This window comes from Streptomyces sp. NPDC005774 (assembly GCF_042871645.1).
GTDB lineage: Bacteria > Actinomycetota > Actinomycetes > Streptomycetales > Streptomycetaceae > Streptomyces > Streptomyces pratens.
Map to the genome: position 1 here is coordinate 90,057 of NZ_JBIAIV010000014.1, position 18,027 is coordinate 108,083.

The window sequence follows — 18,027 nt, forward strand, 5'->3', positions numbered from 1 at the left end:
AAGGCCTAGGAGGGCCGGGTGACGACCTATGAGGATCGTGCGAGCCATGGGGGCGCCCCCGACCGAGCGTATTCGAGGGTGGGGGACGATCTGACCGCCGTGGTCGAGCGCGTGCGGGATTCGGTGGAGAGCGTGATCGAGGGCAAGCCCGAGGTCGTACGGCTCTCGCTGACCGTGCTGCTCGCAGAGGGGCATCTGCTCATCGAGGATGTCCCGGGCGTCGGCAAGACGATGCTGGCCAAGGCGCTGGCGCGGTCCATCGACTGCTCGGTGCAACGCATCCAGTTCACACCGGATCTGCTGCCGTCGGACATCACCGGTGTGTCCATCTGGGACCAGCAGCGCCGCGACTTCGAGTTCAAGCCGGGAGCCATCTTCGCGCAGGTGGTGATCGGCGACGAGATCAACCGCGCGTCGCCGAAGACACAGTCCGCGCTCCTGGAGTCGATGGAGGAGCGACAGGTCACCATCGACGGTACAACCTATGAACTGCCCAGCCCCTTCATGGTGGTGGCGACGCAGAACCCGGTCGAGATGGAGGGCACCTATCCGCTGCCGGAGGCCCAGCGCGACCGGTTCATGGCCCGCGTCTCGGTCGGCTACCCGAGCCCCGAGGCCGAGCTGGAAATGCTGGACGTGCACGGGGGCGTCTCCCCGCTGGAGGACCTCCAGCCGGTGGCGCACGCGCACGAGATCCTGAAGCTGATCGAGACGGTGCGCGCCGTCCATGTGGCCGAGCCGGTCCGCCGGTACGTGGTGGAGCTGGTCTCCGCCACCCGCACGCACCCCGACCTCAGACTCGGCGCCTCCCCGCGCGCGACGCTGCACCTGCTGCGTGCCGCGAAGGCGGCCGCGGCGCTGAACGGCAGGGAGTACGCGCTGCCGGACGACGTGCAGGCGCTCGCCGCGGCCGTCCTGGCGCACCGGCTGCTGCCCACCGCCCAGGCCCAGCTCAACCGCCGCACGGCCGAGCAGGTGGTGCAGGAGATCCTGCAGCGCACGCCGGTACCGGCCGCAGCCCCGCACGAGACCGGCATCGGCATGGGCCGTGGCGGCCTCAGGTACGGCCGTCAGCAGCCGCGGAGGCTGTGATGACGACCGCGGGATCGGTCCGCGTGGAGGGCGACCACAGCGACCGGGGCGGCCTGCGCACAGCCCTGGCCGGGCTGACCACCCGCGGGCGCTCCTTCCTGGCCGCCGGTGCGGCCGCCGCGGCCTGCGCCTACGTGCTCGGGCAGAGCGATCTGCTGCGGGTCGGGCTGCTGCTGGCGGTGCTGCCACTGCTGTGCGCGGGCGTGCTCTACCGGACCCGCTACCGGGTCGCCGGCAGCCGCCGGCTCTCCCCCTCGCGGGTACCGGCCGGCTCCGAGTCCCGGGTGCATCTGCGGATGGACAACGTGTCACGGATGCCCACGGGCCTGCTGATGCTCCAGGACCGGGTGCCCTACGTACTCGGGCCGCGGCCCCGGTTCGTGCTGGACCGGGTGGAGGCGGGCGGGCGCCGCGAAGTGTCCTACCGGGTCCGCTCCGACCTGCGCGGCCGCTATCCGCTGGGCCCGCTGCAGCTGCGCCTGTCCGACCCGTTCGGGATGTGCGAGCTGACCCGGTCCTTCTCCACGCACGACACGCTGACGGTGATCCCGCGCGTGGAGCCGCTGCCGCCGGTGCGGCTGAGCGGTGAGGCCAGGGGGCACGGCGACGGGCGGCAGCGTTCGCTGGCGCTGGCCGGCGAGGACGATCTGATCCCGCGCGGCTACCGCTACGGCGACGATCTGCGCCGGGTGCACTGGCGTTCCACCGCGCGCTACGGCGAGCTGATGGTGCGCCGTGAGGAGCAGCCGCAGCGCGCCCGGTGCTCGGTACTGCTGGACACCCGCGCCATCGCCTACGACGGCGCGGGTCCGGACTCGGCGTTCGAGTGGGCGGTGTCGGGTGCGGCGTCCGTGCTGACGCACATGCTGGAGCGGGGTTTCTCGGTGCGGCTGCTGACCGACACCGGCACGTCGGTGCCGGGCGAGGGCTCCGACGGGTTCGCGGGCACGAGCCAGGGGTCGGCGGACGCGGCCGGGCTGATGCTGGACACCCTCGCGGTGGTCGATCACTCCGACGGGGAGGGTCTGTCCCGGGCGTACGACATGGTCCGCGGTGGGAGCGAGGGGCTGCTGGTGGCCTTCCTCGGTGATCTCGACGAGGAGCAGGCGGCGTTGCTCGCCCGGATGCGGCAGCGCAGCCGGGGCGCGGTCGCCTTCCTCCTGGACAGCGGGGCCTGGCTGCGGGAACCGCCGGACGGGTCCGGTCCGTCGGACGGTGGCGGGGAGCGGTCGCGGATGCTGCGCGAGGCGGGCTGGACGGTGGTGGGCGTGCCACGGGGCGCCTCCCTGGAGGAGCAGTGGCGGCTGGCGGACCGGGAGCGTTCCGGCCTGGCGGCCGCGAGCGGTGGGGAGGGAGCAGGGTGAGTGGACGACTGCGGCTGACGGTTGCCTCGTGGGCGGCCACGCTGCTGGCCGCGTGCGCGCTGCTGCCACTGGTCGATCCGCCCTTCTGGATCGTGCAGGCGGCTTTTCTGCTGGCGGTGCAGTCGGGCGTGGGCGCGCTGGCCCGGCGGGTGCCGCTGGCGCGTCCGCTGACGGTGGCGGTGCAGGCCCTTGTCGCGCTCGTGCTGCTGACGCTGGTCTTCGCGCGTGAGCACGCGTTCGCCGGCCTGCTGCCGGGACCGGACGCGTTCCGCTTCTTCGCCGAGCTGCTCGACCAGGGCGGGACGGACGTCGGCCGTTATGCGATACCGGCGCCGCTGTCCGGGGGCATCCGGCTGATGCTGATCGGCGGCGTCCTGGTGATCGGGCTGCTGGTGGACGCCCTCGCGGTGACCTTCCGCGGCGCGGCACCGGCCGGGCTGCCGCTGCTCGCGCTGTACTCCGTCGCCGCGGGTCTGTCCGAGGGCGGGGCCGACTGGCTGTGGTTCCTGCTGGCGGCGACCGGTTATCTGATGCTGCTGCTCGTGGAGGGGCGTGAGCGGCTCTCCCAGTGGGGGCGGGTCTTCGGCGGGGCGGCGCAGGGCTCGCCCGGCGAGCCGGGCGGGGCCCGTGCCCCGGTGCGCACCGGCCGGCGGATCGGGGTGCTCGCGGTGGGCGTTGCCCTGGTGGCGCCGCTCGCTCTGCCCACCATGAACGGCGGCCTGCTGGACCCGGCGGGTTCGGGGGTCGGCCCCGGCTCCGGCGGGGGTGGCACGATCTCCGCGGTGAACCCTCTGGTGTCACTGCGCGACTCGTTGAACGTGAACGAGGACCGCCAGGTCCTGTCGGTGCGCTCCGAGGCGGAGAACGTCTCGGACCTGTATCTGCGCATCGTGTCCCTGGACGACTTCGACGGCACCACCTGGAAGCCGTCCAAGCGGTCCATCACCACGGTGCCCGACGGCGCCTTCCCCACCCCGCCCGGCCTCGGCCCGGACATCGAGCGCGAGGAGATCGGCACGACGATCTCGACCGCCGACCGGTACGGGCAGGACTGGCTGCCGATGCCGTATCCGCCGAGCGGCGTGGACATCAGGGGCAACTGGCGCTACGAACCGGTCGGGATGACGCTGGTCGGCGACCACGGCCAGAACACCCGGGGGCTGACCTATCAGGTCCGCAGTCTGAACGTGCGGCCCACGGCGGAGCAGCTGGCCGACGCGTCGGCGCCGCCGGCCGCCCTGCGGCGGGACTACACCGAGCTGCCCGACTCGCTGCCCGCGGTGGTGTCCCGGACCGCCCGCGAGGTCACCGAGGGGGCGACGAACGCGTACGACCGAGCGGTCATGCTCCAGGAGTACTTCACCTTGAGGGGCGGCTTCGAGTACGACACCGAGGTCGACGTCGGCAGCGGCTCGGAGGCTATCGCCCGCTTCCTGAGGGACAAGGAGGGCTTCTGCGTCCACTTCTCCTTCGCCATGGCGTCGATGGCCCGCTCCCTGGACATACCCGCCCGGGTCGCGGTGGGCTTCGCGCCCGGCACCCCGCAGGCGAACGGCACGGTGGCGGTGGGGCTGCGGGACGCGCACGCCTGGCCCGAGCTGTACTTCGAGGGCGTGGGCTGGACCCGTTTCGAGCCGACACCCACACGCGGTTCGGTGCCGGCCTACACCGTGCCGGACACCCCGGACAGCACGCTGCCCGACCCGGCACGGCCGTCCGCGGCGGAGCCCTCGGAGCCCTCGGCCGCCCCGTCGCAGAGCGAGAGCTGCTCGGTGCGGCAGCAGCAGCTGGACGGCTGCGCGAGCGAGGCACCCCTGGCGACGCTGCCCACGGGCGGCGACGGGCCGAAGTGGTACATGGTCCTGGCGTGGGCGCTGGGCGGCCTCGCCGTCCTGGTGCTGCCGCTGGCACCGATGCTGTGGCGGCTGCGGGCCCGTTCGGTGCGCCTGGGCGCGCACGGCCGGTCCGAGGCGGGCACAGCGGCGCACACCCTGGCCGTCTGGGACGAGCTGACGGACACGGCGTGGGACGTCGGCATCTCCCCGGACGAGTCGCTGACCCCACGCAAGGCGGCGGCCCGGATCGGCCTGCTCGGCCGGCTCGGCCCGGACGCCGTGGCCTCGGTGCACCGGGTGGCGGATGCCGTGGAGCAGGTCCTCTACGCACCGCGGCCGCGCCCGACGCCGGGCCTCACGGACGATGTGCGCCGGGCGGCGGCCGGACTGAGGTCCGGGGTCGGCCGGGGCATGCGGCTGCGCGCGCTGTTCCTGCCGCGTTCCACGGTGCGGGTGGTGTGGGCGCTGTCGGCCCGGTGGGCCGCAGTCCGCAACCGCGTCCTCGCCCTGCGGCCGGCATGGCGCAGGACCACGTGGCGCAGGCCCTCGCGACAGCAGGGGTGACGGGGCGGGTCCGAGCCGGTCGGCGCCGGGCCCGGACCCGGGCGGGCGGGCGGGCGGGCGCACGGTGAAGGGGCAGGACGGCCGGAAGCCGTCCTGCCCCTTCACCCCTTCGTACCGCTCCTTGCCATGACCGGCGCCCGGCGTCGGCCCGAGTACGGATATGCGTCAGGGGGTGATCACCGAGCCGGTGGTCACCCCCTGATGCAGGTCCGTGCGCAGGTCCTGAAGTGGTGTGGGGGAGCTACTGCCCGCCGCCCTGTTCGTCGCGGCGGCGCTGCCAGCGCTCCTCTATGCGGTTCATCACGGAGCGCCGCTGCCTGCCCTGCCGGCCGGACTGCGGCACGCCGGTGGAACCGGCGTCGGCCGCCTGCTCACCGGGCTTGGGCGCCTTGCGCCAGCCGGTCACCCCGAGCACCGCGCAGCCCAGCATGACGAGGAAGCCCACCACACTGAGCCAGACCTGCTGGGCGACCATTCCGGCCATGAGGAGCGCAATACCTACGAGGAAGCCCACGATCGCCTGGTAGACCCGCCGACGGGTGTACGTACGCAGGCCACTTCCCTCGAGCGCCGACGCGAACTTGGGATCTTCGGCGTACAGCGCTCGCTCCATTTGCTCGAGCATGCGCTGCTCGTGCTCCGAGAGCGGCACGGCGTCCTCCTCATCGTGCAGTCGCCGGGGCGACCCGGGGGGTCCCTTCAGGATAGGCAGGGATTCGCCCCCATGAAACCCGCCCCTCTGCGCCAATTGGCCGACCGGCACCCGCCATGGGCGTCCTGGCCCTCTCGGGGCTTCTCATTCCCCGACGGCCAGGCCGTCATGCCGAACGGTCTCCCTCGATCATACGGTGCCCAGCCGCCATTCGGGGGGCCCGGGGCGGACTCCATGCATGGTGCGGCCGACGGACGCGTCGCTGATCAGCGACGCGTCACAGGCGGCTGCTCAGGCCCCTTCGGCCCCCGGTGCCTCACCGAGCACATGGAGCTGGGTGGCCACCGAGTGGAAGGCGGCGATTTCGGCCGCCGCGGCCTCCAGCTTCAGCAGCGCGTCGAGGGCTCCGGGTTCGGTGTCCACCAGCCCGCCGGGGACGAGGTCGGCGAAGACCCGCACCCCGTGCACGGCGCCGACCCGCAGTCCCGCTCCCTCGACCAGACCGCTGAGCTGATCGGCGGTGAAGCGGTGCGGCACGGGATCGCCGGTGCCCCATCGGCCGTTCGGGTCGTCGAGCGCCTGCCGGGCCTCCTTGAAGTGACCGGCGAGGGCGCGGGAGAGCACGGCGCCACCGAGGCCGGCGGCGAGCAGACTGAGGACGCCTTCGGGGCGCAGGGCGGCCACGGTGTTGCGCACGCCCTCGGCCGGGTCGTCGACGTACTCCAGGACTCCGTGGCACAGCACCACGTCGTAGCCGCCGCGCTCGGCGACGTCGAAGAGGCCGTGGGCGTCGCCCTGGATGCCGCGGACCCGGTCGGCGACGTCGGCCTCGGCGGCGCGGCGTTCCAGTGCGAACAGCGCGTCGGGGCTGGGGTCGACGACGGTGACCCGGTGGCCGAGGCGGGCCACGGGCACGGCGAAGTTGCCGCTTCCGCCACCGGTGTCGAGGACGTCCAGAGCCGGCCGTCCCGTGGCCTTGACCCGGCGCTCCAGGGCGTCCTGGAGGACCTCCCAGACCACGGCGGTACGGAGAGCGGCGCGGGGGCGCAGGGTGTCCGACACGGCAGTTGACTCCTCGGCGCGGCACCGCCTCGTTCACGGCGGAGCGATCGGGCGGCCTCCCCGGTCCGGACAGGGAACGCGGAGGCTTCAGGCGTCTTCCACCCTATTGCCTGCGCCGCATTGCCCGCGCCGCGCTGCCCCGCCACCGCCGGGCGGGGCAGCGCGGGGACCGGGAGGAGCGCTCAGCCCGCGTCGGGCATCTCGCGGCTCGGGCCGCCGCCCGGGTGATGGCCGTCCGGGCTGCGGCCGCCGGGGTCCCGGCCGCCCGGGTGATGGCCGTCCGGGTGGCCGGGGTGACCGGGATGATCCGCGTCCGTGCGGGGCTGTGGGAGGACGGGCTGGAGCACGAGCATCCGCTCTACCAGTCGCAGGAACATCGCCACGTCCCGTATCAGGTCGTCGGCGTCCCGGCCGCCGGCCGCGCCCCGGATGCCCGCCTCTGCGCGGGCGCGGCGCTGGGCCCCCGAGGCGAACAGGACGCTCCATTCGGTGAGTTCGGGAGCGATCTCGGGGAGCACTTCCCAGGCGCTCCGGATTCTGCTCCGGGCCCTGGGCGAGGTCTCGGGCCGCCCCCGTGCGGCGAGCACGGCGGCGGCGGTGCGCAAGGCGGCGAGGTGGGCCGTCGCGTAACGCTCGTTGGGGGTCTCGAGGACGGTGGCCTCGTCGAGTCCGGCACGGGCCTGGGCGAGCAGGTCGAGGGCGGCGGGCGGGGCGGTGGCGCGGCGCAGCACGGGGTGGACATCGCTTGTGGGGCCGGTCAGTGAGGGGGCAGGGCCGGTGGCGCGGCGCCGGCGGGCGGCGGCTGCGGACGAGTGGGCCATGACGAACCTCCTGTCGTCTTCGTGACGGCTTCTGTGGCCGTATCGGTTCATCGTGAGGTATGCCACTGACAAACCGTTCCGACCTGGACTTTTGCTTCGATCGGCTGTTCGGTGCCGGGTGGGCCGGCCAGGGGGTCGAGCCTGTGGCGGGGCGGGCCGGCGGTGCTGTGAGAATCAGGGGCATGGAACGCAGCAGCACCACGTCGGTCGGCAGCACCCGCCGCGAGGCCACCCGGCAGAAGCTCTACGAGGCGGCCGTCACGCTCATCGCCGAGCAGGGCTTCTCCGCCACCACCGTGGACGAGATCGCCGAGCGGGCGGGGGTCGCGAAGGGCACGGTCTACTACAACTTCGCGAGCAAGTCGGTCCTCTTCGAGGAACTGCTGCGGCACGGGGTCGGGCTCCTCACCGCCTCTCTGCGGGAGGCGGCCGAGCGGACGGCCTGGGCGGGCGGCAGCAAGGTCGACGCCCTGGACGCGATGGTCCGCGCGGGGCTGGTCTTCATCGACCGCTACCCGGCCTTCACCCAGCTGTACGTGGCCGAGCTGTGGCGCACCAACCGGGCCTGGCAGTCCACGCTGCTGGTGGTCCGGCAGCAGGCGGTGGCGGTGCTCGAGGATGTGCTGCGCGAGGGCGTGGACAACGAGGAGTTCAGTGCGGAGATCGACATTCCGCTGACGGCGGCGGCGCTGGTCGGCATGGTGCTGGTGGCCGCGCTGGACTGGCAGGCCTTCCAGCCGGAGCGCTCCCTGGACGACGTGCATTCGGCTCTGTCCCGGCTGCTGCAGGGACGCGTGAGCGGCCACCGCTGAGGCGGCGGGCGGCCGCATCCGGCGACCGGCGGCGGTCGTCGACCGGACCGGGGAGACGAAAAGTGCCGGTCCGACGGTGGCTGCGTCCCCCGCGAGCCACTGCCGGACCGGTGCCTTCCTTGCTTCTCCGTACGTCCCCCTGTGGGACTCCCCTCTCGGTCGTCCCCCGGGTTCCCCCGTGCCTCGCTTCCACCGACACCGTCGGCGGAAGGAGCGGATCGCGGGCACGGTCCGTTCCGGCGCCCCGTGTCGCCGGTTCCGGAGTCGTGTCCCTCTCCGTGGTCTCCACTCTCTCGTTTTCGCAGGCCGTGGCCCATCCGTGCGCGTACTCATCTCGGGGACCAGGTACGGATACTCACTCCTGCGCACCCGGCCCCACACGGCACGGCCGCCGGCCGGCCACCGGGACGTGGGTGACGGTACTCGGGTCCGGGGGTGTCCGTGGGGGCGGATAAAGTCCCTGACATGGCACGGATTGCGGTGATCGGCGCCGGGCTGGGCGCGATGACGGCCGCCGCCAGGCTGGCCGTCGCGGGCCACCGGGTGACGGTGTACGAGCGGACGGACACGTACGGCGGCGCGCTGCGCCGGCTGGAGCGGGAGGGTTTCTCGTTCGACACCGGCCCCGGGCTGCTCCCGCTGCCGGCGGTCTACCGCGATCTGTTCCTGAAGACGGGCAGGGAGCCGCTGGAGGCCCGCGTCGAGCTGGTCCAGGTCGACCCGTCGTCGCACCACGTGTTCGCGGACGGTACGCGCGTCCCGTTGCCGAACGCGTCCCGCGCGGGGGTCGTCTCCGCCCTGGACGCAGCCCTCGGACCTGCCGCCGCCAAGCGCTGGGGCGACTTCCTGGTGCGGGCCCGCGAGGCCTGGGACAGGACCCGCAGGCCGCTCCTGGAGGAGCCGCTGTGGCCCGACTGGCAGGTGCTGGCCGGGCGCGAGCCCTACCCGGCCGTCCCTCACAGGAAACTGCTGCGCACGCGCACGGCGGGCACGCTCGCCGAGGTCGGCGCCTGGGAGCTGCGCGATCCCCGGCTGGTCTCCCTGCTGGAGGGTTACGCGCTCGAGCACGGCCTGGACCCCCGGTCCACCCCGGCGAGCGCGGCGGTGCTGCCGTACATGGAGCACGCCTTCGGCACCTGGTACGTCCGCGGCGGCATGCGGGAGCTGGCCCGCGCGGTGTACGAGCGGTGCCTGGCCCGCAGGGTGGAGTTCCGTTTCGGCGCCGAAGTCACCGGGGTGCTGGAGAAGGACGGCCGGGTGGCGGGCGTGGAGTTCACCGAGGGCGCCTCCCCCGGCTCCGGGAGCGGTGGCGAGGCGGTGGCAGAGGCGGATCATGTGATCGCCGGGGTGACGCCCGGTGCGCTGGACCGGCTGACGCGGGGGGCGCGAGTACGGGGCGAGGGCGAGGTTCCCGGCCGCCTCGGCACAGCGAGCCGTCTGACGGTGCTGCTGGCACTGCGCGGCGGACGTCCCGAGGGGACACCGCACCGGACGGTCGTGCACACCCGGGACCGGGAGGCCGAGCTGGAGTCCCTGTTCGGCTCCCCCGCGGGCCTGCCCGCGCACCCCACGGTCACGGTCCTGCGCCCCGACGACCCGGCCCTGGTCCCCGACACGGACCACGAGGCGGTCACCCTCACCTCGGCGGTGCCCGCGGGCTCCGCGGGGCCGGGCCTGGACGAGCACGCGCGGAACATGATCATCGCCGCCGAGCGGGCCGTACCCGGCCTGCGCGACCGTCTCCTGCACAGTGAGGTCCGCACCCCGGACGACATCGCGGAGGCCACGGGCGCGAAGGGCGGAGCAGTGCCCGTCCCGGCGCTCGCCGCGGCGGGCGGGCGCCTGCTGCACCCGTCCAACAGCACCGGCATACCGGGGCTGTTGACGGTGGGCGGCTGGTCGCATCCCGGCGGGGGCCTCCCGCACGCCGGGATGTCGGGCGCGCTGGTCGCGGGCCTGATCGTGGAAGGACCGGAGTTCCGCGGATCCCAGTGAGCGGCGGCGCACCGAGGCGGTTCACCGGCCGGGACGGATCACCGGCCGGGACCGACGGTCGCGGCGGGCCGGGCCGGCCGGGTCAGTAACGGTACTGCTGCTCGTCGTACCCGTTGCCGTTCCCGTTGCCCGGGGTCTGGCCCTGCTGGCCGTTGTCCTGGTGCGGGTACGGCTGCTCCTGCGGGAGTTCGCCGCCGTACAGGTCGTCGGTGTTGCGCTGCTGCGGGACCCACAGGCCGCCCGCCGGGGTCTCGCCGCCGTAACCGCCGTACTGGTCCTGGCCGTAGCCCTGCTGGCCGTACTGCTGCTGCGGGTCGGTGTATCCGGTGTCGTACGAGGTCCCGTCGTAGGTCGGGTTGCCGATGTACGGGTCGGAGTAGGCCGCGTACTGCTGTTGCTGACCCGTGTCGTAGGACTGCTGCTGGCCGTAACCGGAGTAGTCGTAGGCGTAGTTCTGGCCGGTGTCGTAGCCCTGGTCGGTGCTCTGGGCGGTGGCCGCGTACTGGTCCTGGGCGGGGATGCCGTACCCGTTGTCGCCGTAGACGCCGTACGAGCCGGTGTCGTCGGGCATGGGCTGCGGCTCGTAGACGGCGGTGGTCTCGGCGGCCGTCTGCTGCTCGCCGCGCACGGGCGTGAACACGTCGTCGCGGTCGTAGTCGTCGGCTCCGTAGGAGTCCCGGTCGTGGCGCCGCTCGGCGCCCTCGTCGCCGTACCCGTCGCCGGTGGCCTCCAGGTCGGAAACCTCCAGGGTCGGCTCCTCCCGCCCGCGGTCACCACGGCCGCCCTTGACGGCGGACAGCAGCGGGGCGTTGACCGCCCAGCCGGCCGCGAAGCCGCGGCGGAACGACAGCGTGACGTAGGTCTGGCCGATCGCGAAAGCGATGGCGCCCAGGCCGATCACGACGACGGACGGGATCAGCACACCGAGCACGACGCCCAGAAAGCCCCCGAAGGCGAGCAGCCGCCAGCGCAGGCGTGCCTTGTACTGCAGCAATACCTCGCCGAGCAGCCACAACGCGACCACACCGAACGCGATGTAGAGGACCGTCCAGCCCATGTACGCCCCTCTCCCAGTGGCCGCTACGCAGTGTGTCGTACACCGGTGCGACCGGTCTAGGCCCGCGGTGGGTGATGCAGGCCCAGGTTCTCGTAGATTTCCAGTGTCGCCGTGGAGTTGTTCAGCGTGATGAAGTGCAGTCCGGGCACTCCCTCGGCCAGCAGCCGTGCGCAGAACTCCGTGGCGAACTCGATACCGATGGAGCGTACCGCCGCCGGATCGTCCGCCGCTGTGAGGATCCGCTCTTTCAGGGCATCCGGGAACGACGCGTTACTGAGCTGCGGCAACCTCTCCAACATCTTCACACTGGTCACCGGCATGACCTCCGGAATCACCGGTGTCCCGCAACCCGCCGCGTCGACCCGATCACGCAGGCGCAGATAGGACTCGGGCTGGAAGAACATCTGAGTGATCGCGTAGTCGGCACCGGCCCGGCACTTGTCGACGAAGCGTGCGACGTCCGTGTCCCAGTCGGAGGACCTCGGGTGCATCTCCGGAAAGGCGGCGACACCCACACAGAAGTCGCCCGACTCCTTGATGAGCCGGACGAGTTCGGCGGCGTAGGTCAGGCCCTGCGGATGCGGGACCCAGTCGGCCGTCGGGTCGCCGGGCGGGTCGCCCCGCACGGCGAGCATGTTGCGGATCCCGGCGTCGGCGTACTGGCCGATGATGTTGCGCAGTTCGGCGACGGAGTGGTCGACCGCGGTGAGGTGGGCGACCGGGGTGAGGGTGGTGTCGGCGACGATCTGCTCGGTCTCGTGGACCGTGCCCGCGCGGGTGGACCCTCCGGCGCCGTAGGTGACGGAGACGAAGTCCGGAGCGACCGCCTCGACCCTGCGCAGCGCGCTCCAGAGGTTCCGCTGCCCCTTGGGCGTCTTGGGCGCCGAGAACTCGAACGAGTACATCGTCTTTCCGGCAGCGAGCATGTCACGCACAGTGCGCGCGTGATCAGTCCTGACGGATGCTGTTCCGAGGGCCATACCGGCAGGTTAGCCAGGGGGCGCCGGTCCCCCAACCGGATGCGGGGGATTTGCCGGAATTGCCGACTTGTTGTCCACCCTTTGGACACGCGGTGACGAGCGGGGGCGGCGGGCCGCAGTGGCGGGCGGCGGAAGCGGTGCCGGCGGCGGGTGAAGGGCGCCGGTGGCGCGTCAGGGGCGGGTGGCCGGCGCCGCCTGCCGCAGCCGCCTCGCGAACTCGGCCGCCGCCGCGCCCGGGTCGCCCGCCTCGGTGATGGCCCGTACGACGACGACCCGGCGGGCGCCGGCCTCCAGGACCTCGTCGAGGTTGCCGAGGTCGATGCCGCCGATGGCGAACCAGGGGCGGTCGGTGCCGAGGCCGGCCGCGTACCGGACCAGGCCGAGGCCGGGGGCGTGGCGGCCGGGCTTGGTGGGGGTGGGCCAGCAGGGGCCGGTGCAGAAGTAGTCCACGCCGTCCTGCACGGCGGCCGCGGCGGCCTCGGACTCGGCGTGCGTGGAGCGGCCGATCAGGGTGTCCTCGCCGAGGAGGGCCCGGGCCGCGGGGACGGGGAGGTCGCCCTGTCCGAGATGCAGTACATCGGCGCCGGCGGCGTGGGCGACGTCCGCGCGGTCGTTCACCGCGAGCAGCTTGCCGTGCCGGGCGCAGGCGTCCGCGAGGACCTCCAGGTGTTCCAGCTCCTCGGCGGCCTCCATGCCCTTGTCCCTGAGCTGGACGATGTCGACGCCGCCGGCCAGCACCGCGTCCAGGAACTCCGCGAGGTCGCCCTGCCTCTTGCGGGCGTCGGTGCACAGGTAGACCAGGGAGTCGGCGAGGCGGGCGCGCGGGGCGGTGCCTGCGGCGGTGTCGGGCATGCGGGAATCCCCCTGTGTGTCGGTGCCGGCCGGGCCCGGCCGGCGCGGGGCCGGGTCCTGGTGGGTCGTCGGCGGATGCCCCACGACCCACCGGGACCGGCGGAGCGCACGCCGCAACGGACCCTATGCCGCCGCCCCGGCGACCGGGAGAGCGTCCGCGAGCGGGGCCGGGCGGCCGCCCGGCCCGCGGGGTCCTCCCGGCACCCTGTGGCAGCGGCGCCGGGTGGCGGTTTCACGGCCGGGTACCTGCGCACGAGTGCGAGGGCGGGCCAGGCACGTGCCCGTAACCGGGTGCGGGCGCGCGAGGAGGTGCGTACCGGTGCTGGTGCGGGTCCCGGACTCGGTGTTCCGCCCCGGGTCAGACGGCGAGCGCCTGGGCGCGGCGCTTCACCTCCGTGCCGCGGTTCTCGCTCAGTGCCTGCGCGGGCGTGCCCGGCAGGCTCTCGTCGGGGGTGAAGAGCCATTCCAGCATCTCTTCGTCCGTGAATCCGTCGTCCCGCAGGAGCGTCAGGGTCCCGGAGAGGCCCTTGACGACCTTGTCCTCGTCGATGAAGGCGGCGGGGACGTGCAGTGCGCGGTTCTCACCTCGGCGTACGGCGATGAGCTGGCCGTCCTTGACCAGCTGCCGGACGCGCGTCACCTCGACGCCGAACATCTCGGCGATGTCGGGAAGGGTGAGCCAGGCGGGGACGAGAACATCGATCTTTGCGTCAATCTCGGTCACGGGACAAGCCTGCCATCTGGCACCGACAGCCGGAAGCCGGACCCCTCCACCCGGGCGGACGTTCAACCCGGACGCCCGGATACTCACGCCTTTGCCGACTTCAGGGGTCGCGCCGGGTCGGCCAGCAGCGTCTCGTCCATCACCGTGCCCGCCTCGATCAGCCGGCGCCCCTGGGCCAGGTCGCGGGGGCGGCCCACCGCCAGCAGCGCGACCAGCCGGGACGCACGGAGCCAGCAGACCGTCCACGCCGGGCCGTCGGCCTCCCCCCGCCACACCGTCCGGTCGGCGTCCGCGTGGTGCCCGGCGTACTGGACGAAGCGTCCGAACTGCTCGGACCAGAAGTACGGCACCGGGTCGTACACCGCCGGGGATGCACCGGTGGCCGCCCCGATGATGTTCGCCGCGACCGTGCGCGGGCCCTGGAGGGCATTGTCCCAGTGGTGCACCAGCAGGCGTTCGCCGTACCGCTTCGAGGGGAAGGACGCGCAGTCGCCCACCGCGTACACGTCCGGCACGGAGGTCGTCAGACGGGCGTCGGTGACCACCTCGCCGTGCTCGCCGAGTTCGATCCCCGAGCCGGCCAGCCAGGCGGTGGCGGGGCGCGCACCGATACCGACGACGACGGCGCCCGCGGGCAGTCGCGAGCCGTCGTCGAGCACCACCGCGCCGGGCTCGACGCGCTCCACGCGCGCGTGTGTCCGCAGCACCACTCCCGCGTCGTCGTACCAGGCGGTCATGGGGGCGGCCGCCTCGGCGGGCAGTGCCTCGGCCAGGGGCCGGTCGGCGGCCTCCACGACGGTGACCGTGCAGCCCGCCTCGCGCGCGGCCGTGGCGAACTCCGCGCCGATCCAGCCGGCACCGACGACCACGACGTCCTGCCGGCGCGCGAGCACCGGTCGCAGCCGTTCGACGTCGTCCAGGGTGCGCAGCAGATGGACGCCCGGAACCCCTTCCGCGCCCGGCAGCCGGACCGGCTCGGCGCCGGTCGCGACGACCAGGACGTCGTAGGGGACCGGCCCGGCCTCCGTGTCCAGCTCGTGGTCGGCGGGGCGCAGCCCGAACACCTCGCAGCCGAGCCGCAGTTCGATGCCGAGCGTCTCGAAGTCGACGTCGAAGGCGGAGTTCTCCGCCGTGCCCAGCAGCACCGCCTTGGACAGGGGTGGCCGGTCGTACGGCTGGTGGGGTTCGGCGCCGATCAGTGTCACGGTGCCGGTGAAACCCTGCTCCCGGAGGGCGACGGCGGTCTGTACGCCGGCCATTCCGGCCCCCGTCACCACCACGCGCCGCGGCCCGGACGGTCCCCGTTCCTGCGTCTGCTCGCTCACCTGATCACCATAGACACCTGTCCCATGGCCGGACAGGTGTTAGGGGGCCGTGAGCTGCTCCACCACGCTGGTGCCGCTGCCCGGCTGCGACTCCCACTTCCAGGTCTCCTCCAGCCGCACCCGCCCGTCGGGCAGTTCCACGACCGTCGACTCGCAGTGGCCCGAGGCGGTGGTGCCGTCGTGCTTGAGCTGCACGTACCGGAAGTCCAGCCGGTCCCCCTCCCGGGTTCCCACCAGGTGTCCGCGCACGACGTCACCGCCCGCGTACTCGGCCCAGATCCGGCCGTTCCGCTCGTGGTAGACGAACCGGGTGCGGGTGCCGACCTGCCCCGGTGCCTGGTCGGCGACCGGGGAGAGAACCAGGCCGTCGAGCGAACCAGCCATCTGAGGGCTCCCTGTACGTTCGTTGTTCCGGCATTGTTCCGGGGCTAGGCTGGCCACCGTAAAGCACTCGCGGGAGCCCGGACGCACCGGGCTGAGAGGGAGGCTGGCAGCCTCCGACCGTATGAACCTGATCCGGGTCATGCCGGCGAAGGGAGGGGCTGGACGCCCATGTCGCCCACACACACCTCGGGCTCCCCGCGCGATCCGGGGCGTTCTCCGGACGTCCTCGTCGTCGGGGGCGGGATCATCGGCCTGGTCACGGCCTGGCGGGCCGCGCAGCGCGGGCTGGCCACGACCGTGCTGGACCCCGAGCCGGGCGCCGGCGCCGCCCGGGTGGCCGCCGGGATGCTGGCCGCCGTCACGGAACTGCACTACGGCGAGCAGACCCTGCTCGGTCTGAACCTCGCCTCCGCGCGCCGCTACCCCGGCTTCGCGGCCGAGCTCACCGAGGCCACCGGCCACGACCTCGGCTACCGCCGCTGCGGCACCCTCGCGGTCGCGCTGGACGCCGACGACCGTGCCCATCTGCGCGAACTGCACGTCCTGCAGCAGCGGTCGGGGCTCGACGCGCAGTGGCTGTCCGGGCGGGAGTGCCGACGCCTGGAGCCGATGCTCGCACCGGGTGTGCGCGGCGGGCTGCGGGTGGACGGCGACCACCAGATCGACCCCCGGCGCCTGGCGGCCGCGCTGGTGACCGCCTGCGAGCGGGCGGGAGTGGTGTTGCACCGCGCGTGGGCCGAACGGCTCACCGTCGCCGGGGAGCGGGCCACGGGTGTGGTCACCGCCGAAGGCACCGCGCTGAGCGCCGGGCAGGTGGTGCTCGCCGGGGGCAGCCTCAGCGGGCGGCTCGCGGGGATCCCGGCGGATGTGCTGCCTCCGGTACGTCCTGTGAAGGGGCAGGTGGTCCGGCTCACGATGCCGGACCGGTTCGGCCCGTTCCTGAGCCGGACGGTACGCGCGGTGGTGCGCGGCAGCCATGTGTACCTGGTGCCGCGCGAGAACGGGGAACTGGTGATCGGGGCGACCAGCGAGGAACAGGGCTGGGACACGACCGTCACCGCGGGCGGGGTGTACGAACTGCTGCGCGACGCCCACGAACTCGTCCCCGGGATCACCGAACTTCCGCTCACCGAGACCCGGGCCGGGCTGCGCCCCGGCTCCCCCGACAACGCGCCGCTGCTCGGCCCGTCCGCGCTGGCGGGGCTGGTCCTCGCGACCGGGCACCACCGCAACGGCGTGCTGCTCACGCCGGTCACGGGCGACGTCCTGGCCGAGGTCCTGACCACCGGTGAACTCCCGGCCGAGGCCCGTCCCTTCACACCCCGGCGGTTCACCGCCGCCGCACTCACGGAGCAGTCCGCATGAACGATCCGGCGAATGTCGCGACCGGCCCCACCGTCTCCGTCTCCGTCAACGGGGAGCCGCGCGAGGTGGCTTCCGGTACGGCGCTCGACGCGCTGGTCGCCACCCTGACCTCGGCTCCCTCCGGGGTGGCCGCCGCCCTCAACGAAACCGTCGTCCCGCGCGCGCGGTGGCCGCTCACGTCCCTGTCCGAGGGGGACCGGGTGGAAGTCCTGACCGCCGTCCAAGGAGGCTGACCATGGCCGACGATCCGTTCGTTCTCGGCGGTACGTCCTTCACGTCCCGGCTGATCATGGGGACCGGTGGGGCGGCCGGCCTCGAGGTGCTGGAGCGGGCGCTGGTGGCGTCCGGTACGGAGCTGACGACCGTCGCGATGCGGCGGGTGGACCCCTCGGTGCACGGCTCGGTCCTGTCGGTGCTGGACAAGCTGGGCATCCGGGTGCTGCCGAACACGGCGGGCTGCTACACCGCCGGCGAGGCGGTGCTCACCGCGCGTCTCGCACGGGAGGCGCTCGGCACCGATCTGGTCAAGCTGGAGGTCATCGCCGACGAGCGCACCCTGCTGCCGGACCCGATCGAGTTGCTGGAGGCGGCGGAGACACTGGTCGACGACGGGTTCACGGTGCTGCCGTACACCAATGACGACCCGGTGCTGGCGCGGAAACTGGAGGACGCCGGCTGTGCGGCGATCATGCCGCTCGGGTCACCGATCGGATCGGGACTCGGCATCCGCAACCCGCACAACTTCGCGCTGATCACGCAGCACGCGCGCGTGCCGGTGATTCTGGACGCGGGCGCCGGTACGGCGTCGGACGCGGCGCTGGCGATGGAACTGGGATGCGCGGGAGTGATGCTCGCCTCGGCGGTGACGCGGGCGCAGGAGCCGGTGCTGATGGCCGCCGCCATGCGCGGTGCGGTCGAGGCGGGGCGGCTGGCCAGGCGGGCGGGACGGATTCCGCGGCGGTACTTCGCCGAGGCGTCGTCTCCTGCGGAGGGTCTCGCCGCGCTGGATCCGGAGCGGCCCGCGTTCTGAGCGGCCCGCGTTCTGAGGGGACCGTCGTCACCAGGTTGCTCTCCCGCCCATGCACCGCCCGTCTCCGGTCGGCCGGGAGGCGGGGGCTTCTCATGGGGGTGCGCCGCCATCGG

Annotated in this window: 17 protein-coding genes and 1 riboswitch; of the genes, 8 read left to right on the forward strand and 9 right to left on the reverse strand. The window is 73.3% G+C overall.

Annotated features, from left to right (window positions below):
* Positions 1–18: 18 nt before the first annotated feature.
* The 3 genes from ACFYQA_RS15650 to ACFYQA_RS15660 are packed head-to-tail and all read left to right on the forward strand — an operon-like array spanning position 19 to position 4,855.
* Positions 19–1,092, forward strand: coding sequence for an AAA family ATPase (locus ACFYQA_RS15650; protein ID WP_388917059.1), 1,074 nt, complete (start codon positions 19–21; stop codon positions 1,090–1,092).
* A complete protein-coding gene (locus ACFYQA_RS15655; protein ID WP_388917062.1) occupies positions 1,092–2,456 on the forward strand; it encodes a DUF58 domain-containing protein in 1,365 nt (454 codons plus the stop codon). The genes ACFYQA_RS15650 and ACFYQA_RS15655 overlap by 1 nt, the downstream gene beginning before the upstream one ends.
* On the forward strand, positions 2,453–4,855 hold the full coding sequence (locus ACFYQA_RS15660) for a DUF3488 and DUF4129 domain-containing transglutaminase family protein (protein ID WP_388917065.1): 2,403 nt from the start codon (positions 2,453–2,455) through the stop codon (positions 4,853–4,855). Before ACFYQA_RS15655 ends, ACFYQA_RS15660 begins: the two co-directional genes overlap by 4 nt.
* Before the next feature lie 241 nt (positions 4,856–5,096).
* On the opposite strand, the gene ACFYQA_RS15665 is transcribed toward ACFYQA_RS15660, so the two are convergent.
* The 3 genes from ACFYQA_RS15665 to ACFYQA_RS15675 all read right to left on the reverse strand — a co-directional run bounded on the left by ACFYQA_RS15665 (position 5,097) and on the right by ACFYQA_RS15675 (position 7,390).
* A complete protein-coding gene (locus ACFYQA_RS15665; protein ID WP_386400764.1) occupies positions 5,097–5,507 on the reverse strand; it encodes a DUF3040 domain-containing protein in 411 nt (136 codons plus the stop codon).
* Positions 5,508–5,798: 291 nt separating this feature from the next.
* Positions 5,799–6,569: a methyltransferase gene (locus ACFYQA_RS15670; RefSeq protein WP_388917068.1), complete on the reverse strand. Its 771-nt coding sequence runs from the start codon at positions 6,567–6,569 to the stop codon at positions 5,799–5,801.
* A gap of 182 nt (positions 6,570–6,751) precedes the next feature.
* Complete coding sequence (locus ACFYQA_RS15675; protein WP_388917071.1) at positions 6,752–7,390, reverse strand: SAV_6107 family HEPN domain-containing protein; 639 nt, start codon at positions 7,388–7,390, stop codon at positions 6,752–6,754.
* A 182-nt stretch (positions 7,391–7,572) separates the two neighbouring features.
* Between ACFYQA_RS15675 and ACFYQA_RS15680 the strand changes: the two genes are divergently transcribed.
* Entirely contained in the window at positions 7,573–8,202 is a 630-nt protein-coding gene (locus ACFYQA_RS15680) for a TetR/AcrR family transcriptional regulator (RefSeq protein WP_388917074.1), read from the forward strand.
* A gap of 465 nt (positions 8,203–8,667) precedes the next feature.
* Positions 8,668–10,197, forward strand: coding sequence for a phytoene desaturase family protein (locus ACFYQA_RS15685; protein ID WP_388917077.1), 1,530 nt, complete (start codon positions 8,668–8,670; stop codon positions 10,195–10,197).
* A gap of 82 nt (positions 10,198–10,279) precedes the next feature.
* Here ACFYQA_RS15685 and ACFYQA_RS15690 read toward each other — a convergent pair whose 3' ends face one another.
* The 6 genes from ACFYQA_RS15690 to ACFYQA_RS15715 all read right to left on the reverse strand — a co-directional run bounded on the left by ACFYQA_RS15690 (position 10,280) and on the right by ACFYQA_RS15715 (position 15,519).
* Entirely contained in the window at positions 10,280–11,254 is a 975-nt protein-coding gene (locus tag ACFYQA_RS15690; protein WP_388917079.1) for a hypothetical protein, read from the reverse strand.
* Between the two features lie 56 nt (positions 11,255–11,310).
* Positions 11,311–12,234: a methylenetetrahydrofolate reductase [NAD(P)H] gene (metF, locus tag ACFYQA_RS15695; RefSeq protein ID WP_388917082.1), complete on the reverse strand. Its 924-nt coding sequence runs from the start codon at positions 12,232–12,234 to the stop codon at positions 11,311–11,313.
* Positions 12,235–12,405: 171 nt separating this feature from the next.
* Positions 12,406–13,086 carry a thiamine phosphate synthase gene (gene thiE / locus ACFYQA_RS15700; protein ID WP_388917085.1) on the reverse strand — a complete coding sequence of 227 codons (681 nt, stop codon included), beginning with the start codon at positions 13,084–13,086 and terminating at the stop codon, positions 12,406–12,408.
* Between the two features lie 358 nt (positions 13,087–13,444).
* On the reverse strand, positions 13,445–13,810 hold the full coding sequence (locus tag ACFYQA_RS15705) for an Rv2175c family DNA-binding protein (RefSeq protein WP_388917088.1): 366 nt from the start codon (positions 13,808–13,810) through the stop codon (positions 13,445–13,447).
* Positions 13,811–13,893: 83 nt separating this feature from the next.
* Positions 13,894–15,135 carry an NAD(P)/FAD-dependent oxidoreductase gene (locus tag ACFYQA_RS15710; RefSeq protein WP_388917091.1) on the reverse strand — a complete coding sequence of 414 codons (1,242 nt, stop codon included), beginning with the start codon at positions 15,133–15,135 and terminating at the stop codon, positions 13,894–13,896.
* A 39-nt stretch (positions 15,136–15,174) separates the two neighbouring features.
* Complete coding sequence (locus ACFYQA_RS15715) at positions 15,175–15,519, reverse strand: hypothetical protein (RefSeq protein WP_388917094.1); 345 nt, start codon at positions 15,517–15,519, stop codon at positions 15,175–15,177.
* 59 nt (positions 15,520–15,578) lie between these two features.
* A riboswitch (TPP riboswitch) is annotated at positions 15,579–15,690 on the forward strand.
* Between ACFYQA_RS15715 and thiO the strand changes: the two genes are divergently transcribed.
* The 3 genes from thiO (at position 15,688) to ACFYQA_RS15730 (ending at position 17,914) form a co-directional block, all read left to right on the forward strand.
* Entirely contained in the window at positions 15,688–16,884 is a 1,197-nt protein-coding gene (thiO, locus tag ACFYQA_RS15720) for a glycine oxidase ThiO (RefSeq protein ID WP_388917097.1), read from the forward strand. Its footprint overlaps the riboswitch before it by 3 nt.
* Positions 16,881–17,117 (forward strand): sulfur carrier protein ThiS, encoded by a 237-nt coding sequence (gene thiS / locus ACFYQA_RS15725; protein WP_388917100.1) that lies wholly within the window; start codon positions 16,881–16,883, stop codon positions 17,115–17,117. Before thiO ends, thiS begins: the two co-directional genes overlap by 4 nt.
* A 2-nt stretch (positions 17,118–17,119) precedes the next feature.
* Positions 17,120–17,914, forward strand: a complete 795-nt coding sequence (locus ACFYQA_RS15730) for a thiazole synthase (RefSeq protein ID WP_388917103.1) — start codon at positions 17,120–17,122, stop codon at positions 17,912–17,914.
* Positions 17,915–18,027 lie beyond the last annotated feature (113 nt).